Annotated in this window: 15 protein-coding genes; 7 read left to right on the top strand and 8 right to left on the bottom strand. The window is 43.6% G+C overall.

Annotated features, from left to right (window positions below):
* Positions 1-73 precede the first annotated feature (73 nt).
* Entirely contained in the window at positions 74-508 is a 435-nt protein-coding gene (gene fur / locus AC5JP1_RS08480) for a ferric iron uptake transcriptional regulator (RefSeq protein ID WP_319051131.1), read from the bottom strand.
* A gap of 323 nt (positions 509-831) precedes the next feature.
* Between fur and AC5JP1_RS08485 the strand changes: the two genes are divergently transcribed.
* The gene (locus AC5JP1_RS08485; RefSeq protein WP_319051132.1) at positions 832-1,251 is read left to right on the top strand and encodes an outer membrane protein assembly factor BamE; all 420 of its coding nucleotides are present in this window, start codon (positions 832-834) and stop codon (positions 1,249-1,251) included.
* A gap of 52 nt (positions 1,252-1,303) precedes the next feature.
* On the opposite strand, the gene AC5JP1_RS08490 is transcribed toward AC5JP1_RS08485, so the two are convergent.
* The 4 genes from AC5JP1_RS08490 to AC5JP1_RS08505 form a co-directional block, all read right to left on the bottom strand.
* Complete coding sequence (locus tag AC5JP1_RS08490; RefSeq protein WP_493843798.1) at positions 1,304-1,687, bottom strand: RnfH family protein; 384 nt, start codon at positions 1,685-1,687, stop codon at positions 1,304-1,306.
* Entirely contained in the window at positions 1,663-2,796 is a 1,134-nt protein-coding gene (locus AC5JP1_RS08495) for a hypothetical protein (protein ID WP_493843799.1), read from the bottom strand. The genes AC5JP1_RS08490 and AC5JP1_RS08495 overlap by 25 nt, the downstream gene beginning before the upstream one ends.
* Positions 2,797-3,134: 338 nt before the next feature.
* A complete protein-coding gene (locus AC5JP1_RS08500; protein ID WP_319051135.1) occupies positions 3,135-3,803 on the bottom strand; it encodes a c-type cytochrome in 669 nt (222 codons plus the stop codon).
* A 320-nt stretch (positions 3,804-4,123) separates the two neighbouring features.
* Entirely contained in the window at positions 4,124-4,468 is a 345-nt protein-coding gene (locus AC5JP1_RS08505) for a c-type cytochrome (RefSeq protein ID WP_493843800.1), read from the bottom strand.
* A 391-nt stretch (positions 4,469-4,859) separates the two neighbouring features.
* Between AC5JP1_RS08505 and yihA the strand changes: the two genes are divergently transcribed.
* Positions 4,860-5,615, top strand: coding sequence for a ribosome biogenesis GTP-binding protein YihA/YsxC (gene yihA / locus AC5JP1_RS08510; protein ID WP_493843801.1), 756 nt, complete (start codon positions 4,860-4,862; stop codon positions 5,613-5,615).
* An 80-nt stretch (positions 5,616-5,695) separates the two neighbouring features.
* Here the strand turns inward: yihA and AC5JP1_RS08515 are convergent, their stop codons facing one another.
* Both AC5JP1_RS08515 and AC5JP1_RS08520 read right to left on the bottom strand, forming a co-directional pair.
* Complete coding sequence (locus AC5JP1_RS08515; protein ID WP_493843802.1) at positions 5,696-6,409, bottom strand: HAD-IA family hydrolase; 714 nt, start codon at positions 6,407-6,409, stop codon at positions 5,696-5,698.
* Between the two features lie 135 nt (positions 6,410-6,544).
* Positions 6,545-7,555 (bottom strand): RluA family pseudouridine synthase, encoded by a 1,011-nt coding sequence (locus tag AC5JP1_RS08520; protein ID WP_493843803.1) that lies wholly within the window; start codon positions 7,553-7,555, stop codon positions 6,545-6,547.
* Positions 7,556-8,028: 473 nt separating this feature from the next.
* On the opposite strand from AC5JP1_RS08520, the gene AC5JP1_RS08525 reads away from it, so the two are divergent.
* Both AC5JP1_RS08525 and AC5JP1_RS08530 read left to right on the top strand, forming a co-directional pair.
* Entirely contained in the window at positions 8,029-8,238 is a 210-nt protein-coding gene (locus AC5JP1_RS08525) for a hypothetical protein (RefSeq protein WP_493843804.1), read from the top strand.
* A gap of 496 nt (positions 8,239-8,734) precedes the next feature.
* A complete protein-coding gene (locus AC5JP1_RS08530; RefSeq protein WP_493843805.1) occupies positions 8,735-12,901 on the top strand; it encodes an Rne/Rng family ribonuclease in 4,167 nt (1,388 codons plus the stop codon).
* 160 nt (positions 12,902-13,061) lie between these two features.
* Here the strand turns inward: AC5JP1_RS08530 and AC5JP1_RS08535 are convergent, their stop codons facing one another.
* Positions 13,062-13,994, bottom strand: a complete 933-nt coding sequence (locus tag AC5JP1_RS08535) for a DUF808 domain-containing protein (RefSeq protein ID WP_443525321.1) — start codon at positions 13,992-13,994, stop codon at positions 13,062-13,064.
* Between the two features lie 401 nt (positions 13,995-14,395).
* On the opposite strand from AC5JP1_RS08535, the gene AC5JP1_RS08540 reads away from it, so the two are divergent.
* The 3 genes from AC5JP1_RS08540 (at position 14,396) to AC5JP1_RS08550 (ending at position 18,224) form a co-directional block, all read left to right on the top strand.
* Positions 14,396-15,265, top strand: a complete 870-nt coding sequence (locus tag AC5JP1_RS08540; protein WP_493843806.1) for a DsbC family protein — start codon at positions 14,396-14,398, stop codon at positions 15,263-15,265.
* Between the two features lie 289 nt (positions 15,266-15,554).
* A complete protein-coding gene (locus AC5JP1_RS08545; protein WP_493844459.1) occupies positions 15,555-16,913 on the top strand; it encodes a homoserine dehydrogenase in 1,359 nt (452 codons plus the stop codon).
* Between the two features lie 129 nt (positions 16,914-17,042).
* Positions 17,043-18,224 (top strand): thiolase family protein, encoded by a 1,182-nt coding sequence (locus tag AC5JP1_RS08550; RefSeq protein ID WP_493843807.1) that lies wholly within the window; start codon positions 17,043-17,045, stop codon positions 18,222-18,224.
* Positions 18,225-18,309 lie beyond the last annotated feature (85 nt).

Raw genomic sequence — 18,309 nt, forward strand, 5'->3', positions numbered from 1 at the left:
CGTTACTGATACGAGGGCTTTTTGATATAAATATGCTGATAACGAACCAAAAGATTATGAAGCTATAAAATCGTTACTTCGCACTGTCTCTACAAGCTTGGTCAGCACAGATACCATATAATACTAGCGAATGACCTGAGAGTTTAAAGCCGTGCGTCTCCGCTACTTTCAGCTGCTCTTCCTCGATCACCTCATTGTGAAATTCAATAATCTTGCCACAAACATCACAGACCAGATGATCATGATGCTCTTCTTGGGTGATTTCAAACACTGACAGATTGTTTTCGAAGTTATGACGCTCAACGATACCTGCTTGCTCAAACTGAGTCAGCACACGATAGACTGTAGCTAGACCAACATCTTCACCTTGCTCGATCAGCGCTTTATAGACTTCCTCTGCGCTCATATGATGCAGTTCTGCACTCTCTAATAGTTCTAGAATTTTGATGCGCGGTAGCGTGACCTTTAATCCTGCTCTGCGTAAATCTTGATTGGTAAAAGAAGCCATAATATCCCTTCTGACTGTGACAGTCTTAGCAAATTAAAAACTAAAAATAGGAGACGAATAATCGTTAAGGATTATTTTTTTGAATATAAGTGATTTTAATATTATAAAAACAGCGCTACTGAGGCAAATCTCTTGCTTATTGTTTTTTCGATGACACCATGCAAGCGCATGAATTTAAAATATAAATAATAAAATCGCTCAGGTAGTGTTTGGTAAATAATGTCGTAAGTGGTAGGCAATTGCAAGTAAATGACGTATCATTTGTCCAAGATTGTCGGTCAGACTTGCATCATCTAACGTTGACCGCGCCTAATTCATTTCTTATGAGTCATCTTACCATGATAAAGACATTAAATTTTCGTCCGTTGAGCCATGCCAGTGTATTACGCAAAATTGTCATGACCAGCATGCTTAGCGCTACTGTCGCTATGTCTGGCTGCTCATTATTGAGTGTTTATAAGATTGATTTGCCACAAGGCACAGCGATTACTCAAGTACAAGCACAAAAACTAAAAGTAGGCATGAACCAAAACCAAGTGCTCTATATTCTTGGTAGCCCTGCGATCCGAGATACCCTTGAGCCTAAGCGCTGGGATTATATCTACGATTATAAAGCAGGCACAGAAGGTAGTCGCAAAGGTATTGCTGATGTCAAAAATGCCAGCCAGCACTTAGTGGTTTACTTCGATGACAATGGCTTGGTCACGCGTATCGAAGGTATCGAGAGCTTACCAGCATCATAGTCAGTAAGATTATGAGATTTAACTAAAGCTATAAGTTCTAACTGCCAATCATTTATCCGCGAGATTTATTTTTGCGCTGAGACATTGGATCAGCGCTCAAACTGCGATACACCTCAATACGGTCAAAAGGCTGTAATACGTAACTGAGCGGCTGTTTTTGTGCATAGATACCTACATGCCAACGTTTAGCCGTTGGCGTAGCCACATCTTTGACTTGCTCACACCACTCTGCTAATTCTGCAAACTTCTCTAACCATCCTGCTTGATTCAGTGCGTCATATAGATTGGTGCCAGATATGACTTTTAATGCCAAGTAATGCTGACGCTGCTCATTTTCAGCATACGCCAGATATACCGTCATTAGCTTGGACTCAACAGATTGCAGCGTACTATTACTATTGGCATTCCCCGTTAGCTCAACCACTGCATCACCCAACCTATCAGTGCTAGCAGTAATGCTAATGGCACCACCAGACGTATTGCTATGCGCCACAAGTTATAGAACGCTTCATTGCTAAAGTTCAATGACTTGCGTAGATGACTGATTTTCATCTGCCAACCTGCAAATATCGATAATAACAATACAGCGATACTACTAACTATCACTAAGATACCTACCAGCCATTGCGTTGGAATGGCAACTACCAGTAGCAACGCTAAAGCAAAAGTCATTATTAAGCTGACTAACAGTCCAAATTTATGCGTTAACTGCTGTGTGCTGTAATGTAATAGGTAGCTTGCCACGAACAGTACCCCGATCCAATATGATAGCTGGCCAATCGGAGGTAATGACATACCACTGATAAACAAGGCTACAACACCCACAATTAGCTGTAATATCCAAATCGGTAATACCAATTTTGTTGCACGGTAATGACGAGCGGTAGCTCTGCTTTGTGCTTGCTGGTCGCTGGTTTCTACTGCTGTGACTGTTTGTTTGCTAACCAAGTTCTGAGCGAACCAGTATAGCCCTGTACCTGCACCGACACTGACCAATGCAAGTGCCACTGCGCGTGCCCACTCCGCCAAGCTGATATTTGTCATAGCAAAACCAGCATTTGGCAAACCATTTGCGATACCCAGTACCAGCCCGACTACCATCAGTCCTAATCCAATGGGTAATGGTGCCACGCCTAATAAACTTAGTAAGACAGCAATAACCATCAACCCAGCAGCAACAGCAAAGCTTGGTATATTGGGTACACTATTTAGCTCAGTAAGCGCGCCTAATATACCAGTGCTGGCACCTGATATGATCAATGCCGCGATCACAATAGAGACCAATGCCGCAAGCCAACCAAAGCTTCGCCATATTGGGCTCGCATCAGCTTCACGAGTCAGCTTTTGCATACCAGCTAGCGGCCCCTCTACACTGCGGTAGGCCAATGCAATCTCAGCATAAACCACTGGCAATGCAACGACTACCATTGCTAACAGCCATAATAACCAAAAATCAATCTCACCAATTGACGTCGGTGCAAACCAACGAAACAGGAGTAACGGTAACAGCGCCGCGATAAAATAAGAGGCATAACGGGTCATCATAATCTCAATCCAAACGATCTAATATCATTAATAAAAACTTGAGTAGCAGAAGAAGTCGCTATCAGTACTACGCATTGTAGACTAAGCGAATTTGATACGGCTAATCATGCTTTTGGGTTTGATATAAAGTGAATAATGATAATTTGTAATTATACAGACCAATGATAGGCATCTGTAAAGGAGTTAAGCTTTTATTACTTGTCTGTTATAAGAGACAAACAGTTATAAAAAAACCCCGAAAACGGGGTTTAATAGTTCAGGCATAGTAGATACAAAATGAAGTACTTAGCCATTTTATCTACAAGTGGCTGTTACTAGTATGCATCAATGCGAGCCAATTAATGAATAGCACTCACATAGTCTGACAAAATACGAATGTCACGATCTGATAGCTTCGATGCAACCGTTTGCATCATACCCATCTCGCCTTCTTTGGCAGCATCATTGACTCGTTTTTGGTCATCGCTATCGATATCATCAACACGTCCCGCAGCACGGAATAGTTTTAGCTGAGTCGCAATATACTCAGCATGCTGTCCGCCTAGCTTTGGAAATGCAGCCCAAGTATTACCTGCAGCATCTGGTCCATGACAACCGGCACAGCCAATGACACCGCGCGACTTATCACCGCCCAAAAACAACTTGGTTGCTTCTTGGTTGGTTGCAGGGTTACCGTAACCAACACCCCAAGGCGCCTGAGTAGCATAATAACCTGCCACGTCAGCCAGGTCTTGCTGAGACAAGTTTGCCACCTGAGACTGCATGATACCGTTTTTGCGATAGCCTGCTTTAAAGTTGACCAACTGTTTGTATAAATACTTTACGTTTTGACCACCAAGGTTTGGCTGTGCAGGAACAACACTGACACCATTAAGACCATGACACGCAGCACAAACGGTTTCTGCAATTTTCTGACCTGCTTCGATATCATGCTCAGGAACAACAATAGCAGCTTGTACGCTGAAACTTGCAACGCATAAGCTGGCAGCAGCGATTAACTTTTTCATTGATACAAATCCTACTAGCTCGGCGTAAGCATTATCTAGAATGATTGCATGGATAAAATACCTGATATAGCCGTCTCTTTAACAATGAGAGTGGCGCATATTTTGAGGTATCGGACACAAGCAGTCTGAAAAGTACTTACTAATATCAGGGTTTATTTTCGATTATTATAGCAAGACTTTGTATCATTTGCCTACTTAATCATAGTATTCATCAGTTTTCTAACTGATACAGCCCAAAGCACCATACAAAAACAAAAAGCGCATCAAGGCCATAAGACCAGCGCTTTGTTTCGTATACTTGGGCTTCGTTTATAAACTGACTACTGGCTCATATACTCGATGAGTTTTCTATAGTCATCATCACTACAGGTGTCACAGAGACCACCTGCCGGCATCTGCGTCATACCACCTTTGACAGACTGAATAAGCGCAGGCATGCTTTTTTGTTCGATAAGCTGCTGCCATTTCGTACTATTGCCTTTTTTAATGGCATTCAACGCGCCACTATCATGGCAGGCTGCACATGAGTTATCATAGATGGTGGCTATATTGGTAACGTCAGCCGCACTTGCACTGCTGATCATAGCAATGCTCAAAAAGAATGCAGCGCCACTAGCGGTCATAGCCGCATGACCTTTACTAAGAAGTTTATTGATTGAAAACATGGAGCACCTCCTCGTGATATTTCACGTGTCTCATCAATCGTTCTATTAAACATCTTTCACTAAACATTGTAACAATATATGTCATGTAAACATAGGCAAATTGAATGTGGCTTTGTTAACGCCATCAACTTGTCTTATGAACCATTAACTTTAATGTTATTCTACTATTTATATGATGCTAATCGCAGTTATTTCAATAAGTAAGACAGGTAATGGTATAGAATAGCTGCCAATATAAAGTCGTAGCTTTTATAGTGTGTAACTAGTGATTTAGATTGAATTTATTGAGAGCAAATGGCTTTCATACATTGCCTGCATTTCAGTGCCAATTTAATATCCAAAAAATAACGTTTTATCACCGTATCCAATTTTTAAGATTAATGAGCCATTTATGAATACCCCGTTTACAGATGTTGCAGCCGAACATGCGCTGTTCAACACCAAGTCTCGTCAAAAAATTCAACAAACTGAATTTATGACATCAGCGCCTACTTTTAAGCTTTGTCCTCCTGATATGGGCTTAGAGGTCGCCTTTGCAGGTCGCTCGAATGCTGGTAAATCCTCGGCCATCAACGCTTTGACCAATCAGCGTCAACTGGCTCGTTCGTCTAAAACACCTGGACGTACGCAAATGATTAACTTTTTTAGTATCGGCGACACTGACAGACGATTGGTCGATTTGCCAGGTTATGGCTATGCCGCTGTACCACTTGAGATGAAAAAAGAATGGCAGGTTGAGCTAGAAGAGTATTTGGTATCACGATCAAGCCTGGCAGGATTGGTGCTGATGACAGATATTCGTCATCCCCTTAAGTTTTTTGATGAGCAGATGCTGCATTGGGCAAAAGATGGCGAGCTGCCGGTACACATTCTATTGACGAAAGCAGATAAGCTGAAATACGGCGCTTCCAAAAACGCCCTACTCAATACGCGCAAAAGACTCAAAAAACTAGGTTTGAACTGTACTATTCAATTATTTTCGGCTTTGAGAAAGGAAGGTCTTGATGAGTTGGCTGGTGTCATGGGTAACTGGTATGAGTATCAGCTCGATGCCGATAAAATCATTGAGTCCTCTTTTGCGTTGTTAGAAGGTGCTGAACTAGAAGAAGCCATTGAAAAAGAAGGCACTCAAGAAGAAGATAAATAAATACGATAGTTTTGAGTTAAAAAGGGTTTATCGATAATAACGATAAACCCTTTTTTTATATAATATAATGATACTGTTATTTAAGCACACAACAGCTCGACCAATGCCTGCGGGGTATCAACCTGATAAGTAGGGTTTTGGGCGGCAAGTTCTGCACTCGTTGCCGTGCCATAGTTCACTGCTATACTGGTCATACCTAATGCTGTTGCCATCTGAATATCATAGATACTGTCGCCGATAAACACAGCATCAGAAATCTGCTGCTGCGTATATTCCAAGATATCGGTCAACATCTGCGGATTAGGTTTTGAGCTGGATTCATCAGCACAGCGCGTCATCACAAAATAATGGTGACTCTTTGAGGCATCTAACACACGATCTAGCCCTTTTCTTTTTTTACCTGTTGCGACCGCAAGTTTTTTATTCTGCTGCTGCAAAGTCTGCAACATATTTTCTATCGGCTCAAATAGCGGCGTCGCATGACTGTTGGCAATATAGTACTCTGCATAGGTTTGCTGAATGGCGAGCATTTGCGACTCGTTTGCCTGAGGATATAAAATCTCTATACCATTCATCAAACTCAAGCCAATGATGTCTTTAACCGCTTTGTCAGTGGTTTCAAACCCGTGCGCCTCTCCCGCTACATGCATAGACTCAACGATCAAACCGATTGAATCCATCAACGTACCATCCCAATCAAAAATAATCAGTGTCTTATCAGAGAGATGATGCTCGTTTGCGGACTGAGTATTTTTAGTGCGCTTTACAGTTTTAGTTGTCATTGGTGCAGTCATGAATTTACCTTAACGAATAACAATAATAAGAGATACAAAAACGTCACGGCGGCTTATTCATAAAAATAAGAGTTCGTGACGTTTTGGTGTTCTAGCAATGCTCTAATAGATCAAGCCACAGTGATTGCCTTAAACTTACCCAGGCAACTGTGTTGTCTCTGGTAACCAATCTGCCATATCGTCTGGCAATGGCGCAGTAATAGTCTTGTAGCCTGGGATATCTAGGCGCCATGCGTGTAGACACAGGCGATGCACGCCCGATTTATCATGGACATTATATTTGTCATCACCCAAGATAGCATGACCAATATGTGCCAAATGCACACGAATCTGATGTGTACGTCCTGTCATTGGCTTGGCTTCGATGACACTTACTGGCTGACCCGCCATCACAAAACGATCATGGACAATGATATCAGTCTGACTTTCTTTTGCCTGCGCATCTTGGCTATCTACTTTGACTCGGCGCTCACCACTGGCTAGTGTATAACGCAGCAGTGGCGCATCGATACGCTGTTCGTTCAATGCAGGTTGCCCTTTCGCTAAACACAAATAGTGCTTCTGAATGGTCTTATCGACCAAATGCTGCTGCAACACTTTTAGCGTTGAGCGTTTTTTAGAGATCATCAATAGCCCTGAGGTATCTTTGTCGATGCGATGTATCAGCTCTAGGTATTTTTTACCAGTCACTTCACGCATGGCTTCGATCACCCCAAAGTCCAGACCACTACCGCCATGCACAGCAATACCAGAGGGCTTATTGAGTACGATTAGGCCTTCGTCTTCATAGACCACACGTGCCAGCAAGCTCTTAGCAAACTCAGTGCTGATGATTGGTTTTTCGCGTGTCGCCAGCTCCACAGGAGCGATACGCACGACGTCTTCACGTTGTACTCTATCGTGGGCTTTGCAACGCTTATTATTGACGCGCACTTCATCTGAGCGAATCATTTTATAGATATGAGGTTTTGGCAATCCCTTTAAGCGATTCAACAAAAAGTTATCCAAACGCTGATCGTGTTGATGGCGTGTCACTTCAAGGTAGTTTACCTTGCCAAAGTTACTAATCTCATCGTCAGCGCTTTGCGGGCGTGTTTTGCTATTGAAAATAGCAGGGGCTTCGTGGGTAGGAGCGTCGTCAGTCATTTTTGAGTTTGTCATTTTTAGTTAGGTGTTTACACAAAGATTTGTTATAGTTTAGCATGTTGAGCGACAATTAAGCAGAGACTACGACAATAATCATTGTTGTTTCAGATAGCTGGTCACCGTTTTATTGCTTTTCAGTATTTACTGATTGCTAGTAAAGAGGTCTATGCTATTTACCTTGCTGATATTAGACGTTTGATCTGATTTAGGGCGCATTATTTACTTAAAGGTATTACTTACCAGATATCGCTCCATAAATTAAAAACACTGTATTGAATGTTATTCGATACCATAAAATAAATAGTGACACTAAACACCATCGCGTTCGTAAATATGACAACAAATCTATTTATCAACGGATGACAACACCACATTGACTCACTAACTGCATGACAACGACTTTACTTGATAACTATTTATTATTTAATGATTACTTATCTGATGGTCCTTTATGACAGCGTAGTTGAGCAAGTATGGGTAGTCTAGCGTTAGGATCGAAAAGCAACTCGATAGCTGCCGAAGTATTGGTGGTCAAACAGATGACGACAAAATGTAAATACAATACCATGCTGATGAGCTGGCTCATTACTCTGTTTGCCAAGTACGCCCCGCTGATAACCACAGCCGCAACCCCTAACCTTGAGGCACCCAAGATATTATTAACGACACACAAAGAACGATAAACAAAGAGTAACCAATCGCTTTACCTGAATAGATAATCGCTGACTGACGAACTATATATAATAGCCACCACGATCGCGATATCATTGTTAGACTTTGATGGATAAATGGCAACATCAGCACGCCTTTTTAATATGAGTACTTTTGAACACTGCAACTGACCATCGCCCACGCTTACAACGTGCGCCAAAATCACGACCAATAAAATGTACTGACTTTAACCAGGCTTGATGAATTCGCTATATGTACCAAGTTTACTGATGGCAATATACAGATACCATAGCCTCACACCCTATATTATTTACATTGACATGAGTATCCCTAACCACTTCAGGTAAAAAAAAGCCATTGAATAAGCCATTGTGCTTTATTAGACCCACGATTTACGTTTTACCGTTAATTGATATCTGTAAATGCTAATGTAATATTAGCCACACTTGCCACTATGTTCTAAAGACTGTCTTATCGTTGTTATGCGTACTCATATAGGATATAAATATGAAACGCATTTTGATCAACGCCACCCAAAACGAAGAGATTCGTGTCGCCTTATGTAAAGGCAACCATTTATACGATTTCGACTTAGAAAACCGTACCCGTGAACAAAAAAAATCTAACATCTATAAAGGTCACGTGACTCGTGTCGAGCCGTCACTCGAAGCTGTGTTTGTTGAATATGGCTCACAGCGTCAGGGTTTCTTGCCAATTCGTGAAATCTCTGCTGAATACCTAAGCGGTAACCCACGCGATGAAAATATCAAAAAGCTGATCAAAGAAGGCGACGAGCTTATTGTTCAAGTCGAAAAAGAAGAGCGCGGCAATAAAGGCGCTGCCCTATCGACGTATGTTTCATTAGCTGGTCGCTATCTGGTACTCATGCCCAACAACCCTCGTGGCGGCGGTATCTCACGTCAGATCTCAGGCAAACTGCGTGAAGACATGAAGCGCATGCTGGGCAATCTTGATCTGCCAAAAGGCATGAGTGTCATCATTCGTACGGCAGGTATTGGCAAGACTCAAGAAGACTTACAGCATGACTTAAATCACTTGCTCAATATTTGGCAAGCCATCCAAGAACAGAACCAAAAATACCCTTCACCGCGCTTAGTCCACCAAGAAGCGGGCGTGGTCACTCGTGCTGTGCGTGACTATCTACGTGATGATATCGCTGAGATTTGGATCGATAACGAAAATGCTTACATTGAAGCGGCGGGCTTTATCGATGCGGTGATGCCAAAGCAAGCCGAGAAGCTACGCAAATATACTGATTATGAGCCGATGTTTTCGCGCTTTAATATCGAAAAACAAATCGAAACCGCCTATCAGCGTGAAGTACGTCTGCCTTCAGGTGGCTCAATTGTTATTGATCAAACAGAAGCCCTGGTGTCTATTGATATCAACTCAGCCAAATCAACCAAAGGTTCAGACGTCGCTGAAACCGCTTACCATACCAACCTAGAAGCCGCTGATGAAATTGCTCGTCAGCTTCGCTTGCGTGATATGGGTGGTTTGATTGTTATTGACTTCATTGACATGAATGACAACAAGCATCAAAAAGAAGTGGAAAAACGTCTGATTGACGCCACCAAATACGATCGTGCGCGTGTTCAGTTTGGTGATATCTCTAAGTTTGGTCTGATGGAAATGAGCCGTCAGCGTCTACGTCCTTCACTAGAAGAGTCGACTGGCTATATCTGCCCGCGTTGCCATGGCAATGGCATGATTCGTGACCTACGTTCATTGTCGCTCTCTATTATGCGTCAAATCGAGCAAATTGCGCTCAAAGAGCGTCAAGGTGAAGTACAAGCAGAAGTGCCCACAGACATTGCAGCATTCTTGTTAAATGAAAAACGCGACAGCTTGGTTTATCTTGAGCAAGACAGTGGGACGCGTATCACGATTTTGCCACATGCTCATCTAGAATCACCAAACTTCAAGCTACACTTTAACCGTGATGGTTTTGCGCCATCAAGCTATGAGCGTATCACTGATGCTCAGGAACAAGAGCACAGCGATCTTGGCTACAATGTCGACTGGCAAACTGCCGAAAAAGAACGTCCTGAGCAGCAGCCTACTCGCCAACCACGCAAAACCCCAAATGACAGCAACAAACCAAACCGCCCAAACGCGCAGCAGAACAAAGCGACACAAACGCAAAATGATACAGTAAACCATAGCAATGATCGCCGTAATCATAAAAATACCAACGATGTTGTGTCTGCACCGCAAGATAGTAAAACCCAGAGCAACTCCGTACCAGTGGCACCGCAAGCTCAAAATATCGAAAGGGCTGCTCAACCACAAGCCGTTGCTTGGTTATCCAACCTATTTGCTCAGGCACCACAAGCGACCACAACACCTAGTGTCAGCAGTCGTGATGCCGCTGAAGCTATCGAAGCGCTAGTAAACACTGGGGCTCAAAGCCTAGGCTCATTCGGTCAAGTTGATAGTAATGCGTTGAATAGTGCTAGCACAAATAGTGCGCAACCAGCTCAACAAAGTAATAGTCAAAATGATGATAGTCAATCGTCAGACAGTAATAGCAACCGTCAGCAAGCTCGCCGCAACAACGACAGTGATACTGATGAAAACAATAACGAGGACAGAAGAAGACGTAAGACCCGTAAGTCTAGATCTTCTAAACCGCGTCAAAGAAAAGAGACAGCTGACGAGAGTACTAATAACGTCAGTAATACGGACAATAGCGCTGATAGTAAATCGTCTGACAGTCAAGACCAAAATCAGCCAGAAAAGCGTCAGCAAGATAGCAGACGTAACAACAATCGCAATCGCAACAATCGTCAAGACAGCAATCGCAGCGCGAATGAGCAGAACAAAGCTGACAGAAATGAGAACGAAAGCAGCCAAAAGCCTGATGAGCAGACTCGTACTAAGCGTAAATCGCATAGCCAACGTGGCTCACGTGGAAAGCTAGAGCGCGGTGAAACGCTAACGGCTGACAATATTGAGCAAAACAAGCATCAAAACGCTAAAAACAACGATGCTGCTAATAGCAAAGGTCACTCTGGTACGCGCCGTAGTCAAGACCCTAATGAAGTCGTGCTACAGGTCAACGAAGCACCTACTGCGTTAAAAGCATCAGAAGTCGTGCATTTGTCTTTAGATGACAGCAAGTCTGCACAGGCTAAGCCTCAATCTAACGATAAGCAAAGTCAAAAAGATAGTACGGCAAAAAACGAAAGTAATAAAGAGCGTGCTGCCAAGCAGCCTACTAACAAACCTAGTAGCAGTGAGCAAAACACTGAAAAGCAAAGTGACAGCGCGAAAAGCGATGAGACGAAAAGCGACAGTACGAAAAGTACGGTAGAGATATCTGATCGTCAGGCTCACGGCAATCAAGAGGCTAACAAAGCCAATGTACAGAATGATACACCTGTACAGGAGTCAGTTGCTAAAGAGAGAAAAGCACCTGTAGAAGCATCATCGAGCTCTACAAGTAACACCGAAAGTAAATCGGAAGCGCCAACACCGGTCACTGCTGATGGGAAACAAACGGAAGAGACTCCAAAACAGCAGGAGACCAATACTGCTGAAAGTACGAGTAAGGGCAATGAAGCTCAAAAAACTCAGTCTGACAGTAATAATGCAGGCACAAGTAGCGTGAGTAACTCAGCACTTGAACTGACACATGAGGCATTGTTTGGTGCACGTTACGTGACTGCTGAGAAGTTTGGTCAAGCCAGTAACGATCCACGAGTCGTACAGAGCAAGCAAGCCCAAGCTGCGCCAATACCTCAAGTAGCAAATTCTGCTGTGGTAAGTGCTCCTGCAATACGCGGTACAGTTGGTGAGTTTATACGTACAACGCTGCCAGACGCGCCAGCTCGCTTGGTAGAAGATGGTGTTATCAACTGCTTTATCGCAACTGTCGCTCTGTTTACTGAGCAGACAAAAGCTACTGATAGTACTGCTGAAGATAAAAACAGTGTCAACAACAGTGACGTGGCCAGTCAGAGCTTTGACTTTAGTAACTACGGTTATCAGCCCCTAGCTGATGAGTATTTGACGCGCTTTGAAGCGATGACGCAAGCCGTTAGTCAATTTGCAGCAGCTCAAGGAAAGACAGATGTAGAGCCACGTACTATCAATAAGCGTGCTAGTAATGATCCACGTGGTCAACATCCTGACTATCAAGAATCCACTCAAGAGTCCGCAGTCTTAAATGTCCCTACCAAGCAAACTTCAGAAAATGAAGAACCGTCGGTAGAGACCAAGCAAGATACTGCTGAAGTGGACGCGCATAACGTTGAGGCAACTGCATTAGCGAATCAAGAGCAGACAGAAAACGTCAGTGCTGATAGTGAGCACTTGCTAGAAGTCGAGCACGCTCAATCAGCGACTGAAAATGTAGAAGATGAAGCTGAGCAAGCTGAGCAAGCTGAGCAAGCTGACGACGATAAAGCAGAAGAGTCTACTAAAGAAGCGGGTAAAGACGATAGCCAGGCAGCCAAATCTAAGACGACCATTGCCAGCTATAAAAACATGATCGAGAATGTGGCTGAGCAATTGCTGCCGCAAACAGGCATGTTTAATCTGACTACACCAAAAGTACCAAAGGCACGCAGTCGTAAGCCTAAGTCTGAGCATAAAAAACCGACACAAGTAGAAAAAGCGGAAGCTGATGACACCGGCGATGATAGCTAAAGCACGGTAATATAAAAGTCATTTAAATGTAAAAGCCCCGATACTTATAAGTATCGGGGCTTTTTATCTTTTTGGCGTGATGATCTTAATTTAATGGTCTTAGCTTGCTTTCAACTTAACTTCTTTAACCTAATACATAGCTAACGGCGCAATGACTGAGTTAGTGCGCAGTAGCATCGCCGCCACGCATTTTGCTAATAGTCGTCACAATGGCCACCACGATAACACCAACGATTAGTCCGACCAGTCCATTTAATAACGACGCGGTCAATCCTTCGAACACTCCAGTAAGATGAGCGATATCTTCTACACTATGATGCAAAAAGCCGATACCGTGAACAATAATACCGCCACCCACCAAGAACATCGCAATTGTGCCCGCTATTGATAAAAACTTCATTAGCTTCGGTGCTGCTGCAAGCATAAACTCACCAAACTTGCGTTTGCTGTCACCTGCTTGTGAGTTCTCAATAAGATGTAAACCTGCATCATCAATCTTGACAATACCTGCAACCAAGCCATAAATACCGACGGTCACCACAGCAGCTACTATCGAGAGCACGATACCTTTTTGAACGATATCGCCACCAGCAGCTGTGACCGCGCCTAAAGAGATAACAATAATCTCAGCCGATAAAATAAAATCGGTGCGTATCGCGCCTTTGATTTTGTCTTTTTCAAACGCAACCAAGTCTATATTGTCATCTGCATTGGCTTTTAAGCGGGCATTTTGCTCCTCATCATGAGGCAATAACTTTGGCCAAAATTTGTGTATGACTTTTTCAGCCCCTTCATAACTCAGATACAACCCGCCGATCATCAATAGTGGGGTAATCAACCACGGTATAAAATAGCTGATCAAGAGCGCCGCTGGTACTAAAATCACCTTATTCACAGCCGAGCCCTTGGCAACTGCCCAAATAACAGGAAGCTCGCGACTTGGCTTAACTCCTGTGACCTGCTCGGCGTTAAGTGCCAAATCATCGCCAACTAAGCCTGCGGTTTTTTTGGCGGCGATTTTGGTCATGACGCCTACATCATCCATTAAGATGCTGATGTCATCGAGTAAGGTTAATAAACTGGCACCTGCCATGCGTGCTCCTTAAAGCAAATTTGTTAAAGATAAATCGTTAAATGATATAAATTATTATAAAAACGATGCTATTAGCTGTAGATTACAAGGGCAGGCATATATATTAAATAGTACAAATGTATCTTATTTTTTTAGCTCACGTTAGCAGCTATTCTTTAAAGTTAGTATTGTTTGCACTAATTGGCTGATGTACTGCCGCTGTCATTACCTACAATTATGGTAATATAGAGAAACTCACCACCTACCCTTTACCATCAACAAGTCATAAAAATGTCTATAAAATTAGACCTTTAAAATACTATTAAGACACACCACTATAGATAAACGTTCATAGTATTTTTATATATAGTGTTGTTATATAACGAACTCATCATTAGGCGCGATGCCTATAGGAAACCCGTATGCCATCACCTATTAGCAAAAAGACCACTGCATATAATCGTTTTTCTCGTACTATCCTCTCTCGTGTTGTGATGGGTGCCTTGCTGGTAGGTGTTGCTGCTGGCTGCTCCAATAATTCAGCGGACGCAACCAGTAATACTAGCGTGGTCGGCTCCACGCAAGCTCAAGCTGCTTCCGGGAAAGTATCAACTGGTGCAACGTCAGCTGACAATGACCCTACCGTTGTCAAAGCATTACAGGCAAATTTAAAAGCATCTGGTATCGAAGAAAATATCGTTTCAGCAGTACCGACAGATATGGATGGTATCTATTGGGTGACGGCTGAAGGACTACCGTCTTTCTTCACTGATAAATCCGGCAAGCATATTATCCAAGGACAAATCGTCGCCGTTGGTGATGCTGCACCCGTTGATATTAGTGCTGCCTTGGTCGCCAATACCGCACAAGAAGCGCTAAAGGCAGTGGATAAAAAAGAGATGATTATCTATCCAGCAAAAGGGGTGACCACCGCTGTTGTCTATGCTTTTACTGATGCAGACTGTGGTTACTGTCGTAAATTGCACGAAGAGATGAATGATATTAATGCCCGCGGTATCGAAGTACGTTACTTGGCATGGCCACGTAGCCAAGAGTCGGTACCAAAAATGGAAGCGGTTTGGTGTAGTCAAGATCGCAACGCCGCTATGGATCAGGCAAAAATGGGTGCCAATGTACAAGCCCCTAACTGCGCAAACCCAGTACAAGAACATATGGCGTTAGGGTCAAGGCTTGGCGTACGTGGCACCCCAGCTATATTTACTGAGACGGGACAACAAGTGGGCGGCTACCTACCTGCGGCACAATTGGCGCAAGCCGTCGGTGCTAACTGATGATTTTTCTGACAAAACTTACGGCTATTATCGCTTTATAACCAGTAGACGATATGACCTTGGCGACATTGTGTAGACGTCACAACTGCTTGTCGGTATGATACGATAAAGCACGATGCAACATCAGCAATACCCTTTTATCTGAGCATTTTTTATTCAACTATGATGAAGTATGTATGCGAGGCTGCCATAGAAAATGCGCACAGACTGTCGGTTTAGTACCGCAGGCTCATTTGGCACTGTCACCGCGTTTTACTCACTTCATTATATTCAACCTCTTGAGGATACTGTGAGCAATTCCATCAAACTAGCGATACTTGGTCTAGGAACCGTCGGAACAGGCGTGATCAACCTAATCAATGACAATTTAGATGAGCTAAAACGCCGTAGTGGACGCGACATTATTATTACCGAAGTGGGTACGCGTCGTCAGCGTGATGATATCGACACCAACATTACGCAAAACAGTGACTTGATGGCAATTGCGGCAAGCGACAATGTCGATATCGTTATCGAAGTGATTGGTGGCACTACCCTAGCCAAAGACGTCATCATGCAGGCCATCAAAAATGGCAAGCATGTAGTGACTGCAAACAAAGCCTTATTGGCTGAGCATGGCAATGAGATCTTTTCTTTTGCTGAAGAAAACAATGTCCACGTTGCCTATGAAGCAGCAGTAGCAGGCGGTATCCCAATCATCAAAGTGATGCGTGAAGCCCTTGCTGCCAACAAAATCGATTGGCTTGCAGGTATTATCAACGGTACTGGCAACTTTATCATGACCGAAATGCGCGACAAGGGTCGTCCATTTGCTGATGTATTGAGCGAAGCACAAGAGCTTGGTTATGCAGAAGCGGATCCAACCTTTGATGTCGAAGGTATTGATGCCGCACACAAACTGGCCTTGCTCGCCTCTATTGCGTTTGGTATCCCATTGCAATTTGACAAGGTTTACTGTGAAGGCATCACTGGTATTACCCTACAAGACGTCAACTATGCCGAGGAGCTGGGCTATCGTATTAAGCACTTAGGATTTGCAGTGCGGCGTGATGGTCAAGGTAACGACGACGATGCTGGCGTTGAGCTGCGTGTACATCCAACGCTTATTCCGCAGGATGCGTTACTTGCCAATGTCAATGGCGTCAAAAACGCCGTGTTGGTCAACTCGCATCCGCTTGGACAAACACTCTATTGCGGTGATGGTGCAGGTGCAGGCGCTACTGCTTCTGCCGTGATGGCAGATGTCATGGATTTGGTCCGTGTACTTGGCAGCAAAGATAATGACGATCAAAGCAGTAGCGATCAAAATAATCATGGACATCATGTGCCGCATTTGGCATTCATCCCTGAACAGTTATCGGACACGCCGATATTACGCGCTGAGCAGATGATTACTGGTTATTACTTACGCGTACATGCTTACGATAGCCCTGGCGTCTTAGCAGACATCACTCGCATCTTAAGTGATGCTGGTATCAATATCGATGCTATTTTGCAAAAGCCTGCTCACAAAGTCGGTCAAGTGCCTGTTATTATATTGACTTTGCCTGTCGTTGAGAGCTGGATGAACCTAGCTATCGAAAAAATTGAAAAACTCGATACCATTACTGATAAAGTAGTACGCATTCGCTTAGATGAGCTAGCGTAAACAAAATACTGAATGAATCGGTCCTTTTAGTAATAAAAATATTTGTAGTCATACAGGTACAGCTAGCTGATCAATGTCTGATCCATTCAGCAAAATTTTAAACAAAACACGTAACAAGGAATAATAACGATGTCAAATGATTCAATTGTAATTTTAAACGGCGCACGTACTCCAATGGGCGGATTCCAAGGCGTATTAAAAGACGTCAGCGCTACCGATTTAGGTGCTGCTGCCATTAAAGCCGCTCTCACACGCTCAGGCGTTAGTGCTGATAACGTTGATGAGGTGATAATGGGTTGTATTTTGACTGCAGGTTTGGGTCAAGGCCCTGCTCGTCAAGCAATGCGCAAAGCAGGTCTACCTGATGCGACTGGTGCTGTGACCATCAACAAGCTATGTGGTTCAGGTCTAAAAGCAGTCATGCAAGCGCACGACGGTATCAAAGCTGGCAGCTTCAATGTTGCTGTGGCTGGTGGTATGGAATCAATGACCAACGCCCCTTACCTGATGCCAGGGTCGCGCGGTGGCTACCGTATGGGTCACAAAGAAGTAAAAGACCATATGTTCTTAGACGGCCTAGAAGATGCTGAAACGGGTAAGCTAATGGGTATGTTTGCTCAAGAAATGGCAGACGAAAAAGGCTATACGCGTGAGAAAATGGATGAGTTTGCTATTGAATCACTTAACCGTGCTCTAACAGCGATCAAAGACGATCATTTCAAAGATGAGATCGAGCCTATAACGTTCAAAACTCGTAAAGGCGAACAGACAGTCGATACTGATGAACAACCAGCCCTAGCAAATGCTGATCGCATCCCTACCCTACGTCCAGCATTTGCTAAAGACGGTACGGTCACGGCGGCAAATGCCAGCTCAATCTCAGATGGTGCTGCTGCTGTTGTCGTCATGAAAGAATCACAAGCGAAAGCTGAAGGTCTGGATTATCAGGCTCGTATCGTCGCGACTGCCTCAAATTCGCGTCACCCAAGCGAATTTACGATTGCACCGATTGGCGCAATTGAAAAAGTACTAGCAAGTGCTGGCTGGTCAGTAGATGAAGTTGATCTATGGGAAATCAACGAAGCCTTCGCGATGGTCACTATGGCTGCTATGGATGAGCTAAAAATCGATCATGCCAAAGTAAATGTTGAAGGCGGTGCTTGTGCCCTTGGCCATCCAGTAGGCTGTTCAGGTGCGCGTATTCTCGTTACACTTATCAACTCTCTTAAGCGTACCGGTGGCAAAAAAGGGATTGCAACCCTATGTATCGGTGGCGGCGAAGCTGTAGCCGTTGCGATTGAGCTACCTTAGGTAAAAACTGCACTTGTACATGACCTTTAGAATGTAACTGACTATTTAGTATATCACTTACTTGATATATGTTACCCAAAAACCG

Source organism: Psychrobacter sp. H29, assembly GCF_059073055.1.

Excerpts from the sequence above, each read along its gene's own strand:
- fur (WP_319051131.1), bottom strand. The coding sequence starts at position 508 with ATGGCTTCTTTTACCAATCAAGATTTACGCAGAGCAGGATTAAAGGTC.
- AC5JP1_RS08485 (WP_319051132.1), top strand. The coding sequence starts at position 832 with ATGAGTCATCTTACCATGATAAAGACATTAAATTTTCGTCCGTTGAGC.
- AC5JP1_RS08495 (WP_493843799.1), bottom strand. The coding sequence starts at position 2,796 with ATGATGACCCGTTATGCCTCTTATTTTATCGCGGCGCTGTTACCGTTA.
- AC5JP1_RS08500 (WP_319051135.1), bottom strand. The coding sequence starts at position 3,803 with ATGAAAAAGTTAATCGCTGCTGCCAGCTTATGCGTTGCAAGTTTCAGC.
- AC5JP1_RS08505 (WP_493843800.1), bottom strand. The coding sequence starts at position 4,468 with ATGTTTTCAATCAATAAACTTCTTAGTAAAGGTCATGCGGCTATGACC.
- yihA (WP_493843801.1), top strand. The coding sequence starts at position 4,860 with ATGAATACCCCGTTTACAGATGTTGCAGCCGAACATGCGCTGTTCAAC.
- AC5JP1_RS08515 (WP_493843802.1), bottom strand. The coding sequence starts at position 6,409 with ATGACTGCACCAATGACAACTAAAACTGTAAAGCGCACTAAAAATACT.
- AC5JP1_RS08520 (WP_493843803.1), bottom strand. The coding sequence starts at position 7,555 with ATGACTGACGACGCTCCTACCCACGAAGCCCCTGCTATTTTCAATAGC.
- AC5JP1_RS08525 (WP_493843804.1), top strand. The coding sequence starts at position 8,029 with ATGGGTAGTCTAGCGTTAGGATCGAAAAGCAACTCGATAGCTGCCGAA.
- AC5JP1_RS08530 (WP_493843805.1), top strand. The coding sequence starts at position 8,735 with ATGAAACGCATTTTGATCAACGCCACCCAAAACGAAGAGATTCGTGTC.
- AC5JP1_RS08535 (WP_443525321.1), bottom strand. The coding sequence starts at position 13,994 with ATGGCAGGTGCCAGTTTATTAACCTTACTCGATGACATCAGCATCTTA.
- AC5JP1_RS08540 (WP_493843806.1), top strand. The coding sequence starts at position 14,396 with ATGCCATCACCTATTAGCAAAAAGACCACTGCATATAATCGTTTTTCT.
- AC5JP1_RS08550 (WP_493843807.1), top strand. The coding sequence starts at position 17,043 with ATGTCAAATGATTCAATTGTAATTTTAAACGGCGCACGTACTCCAATG.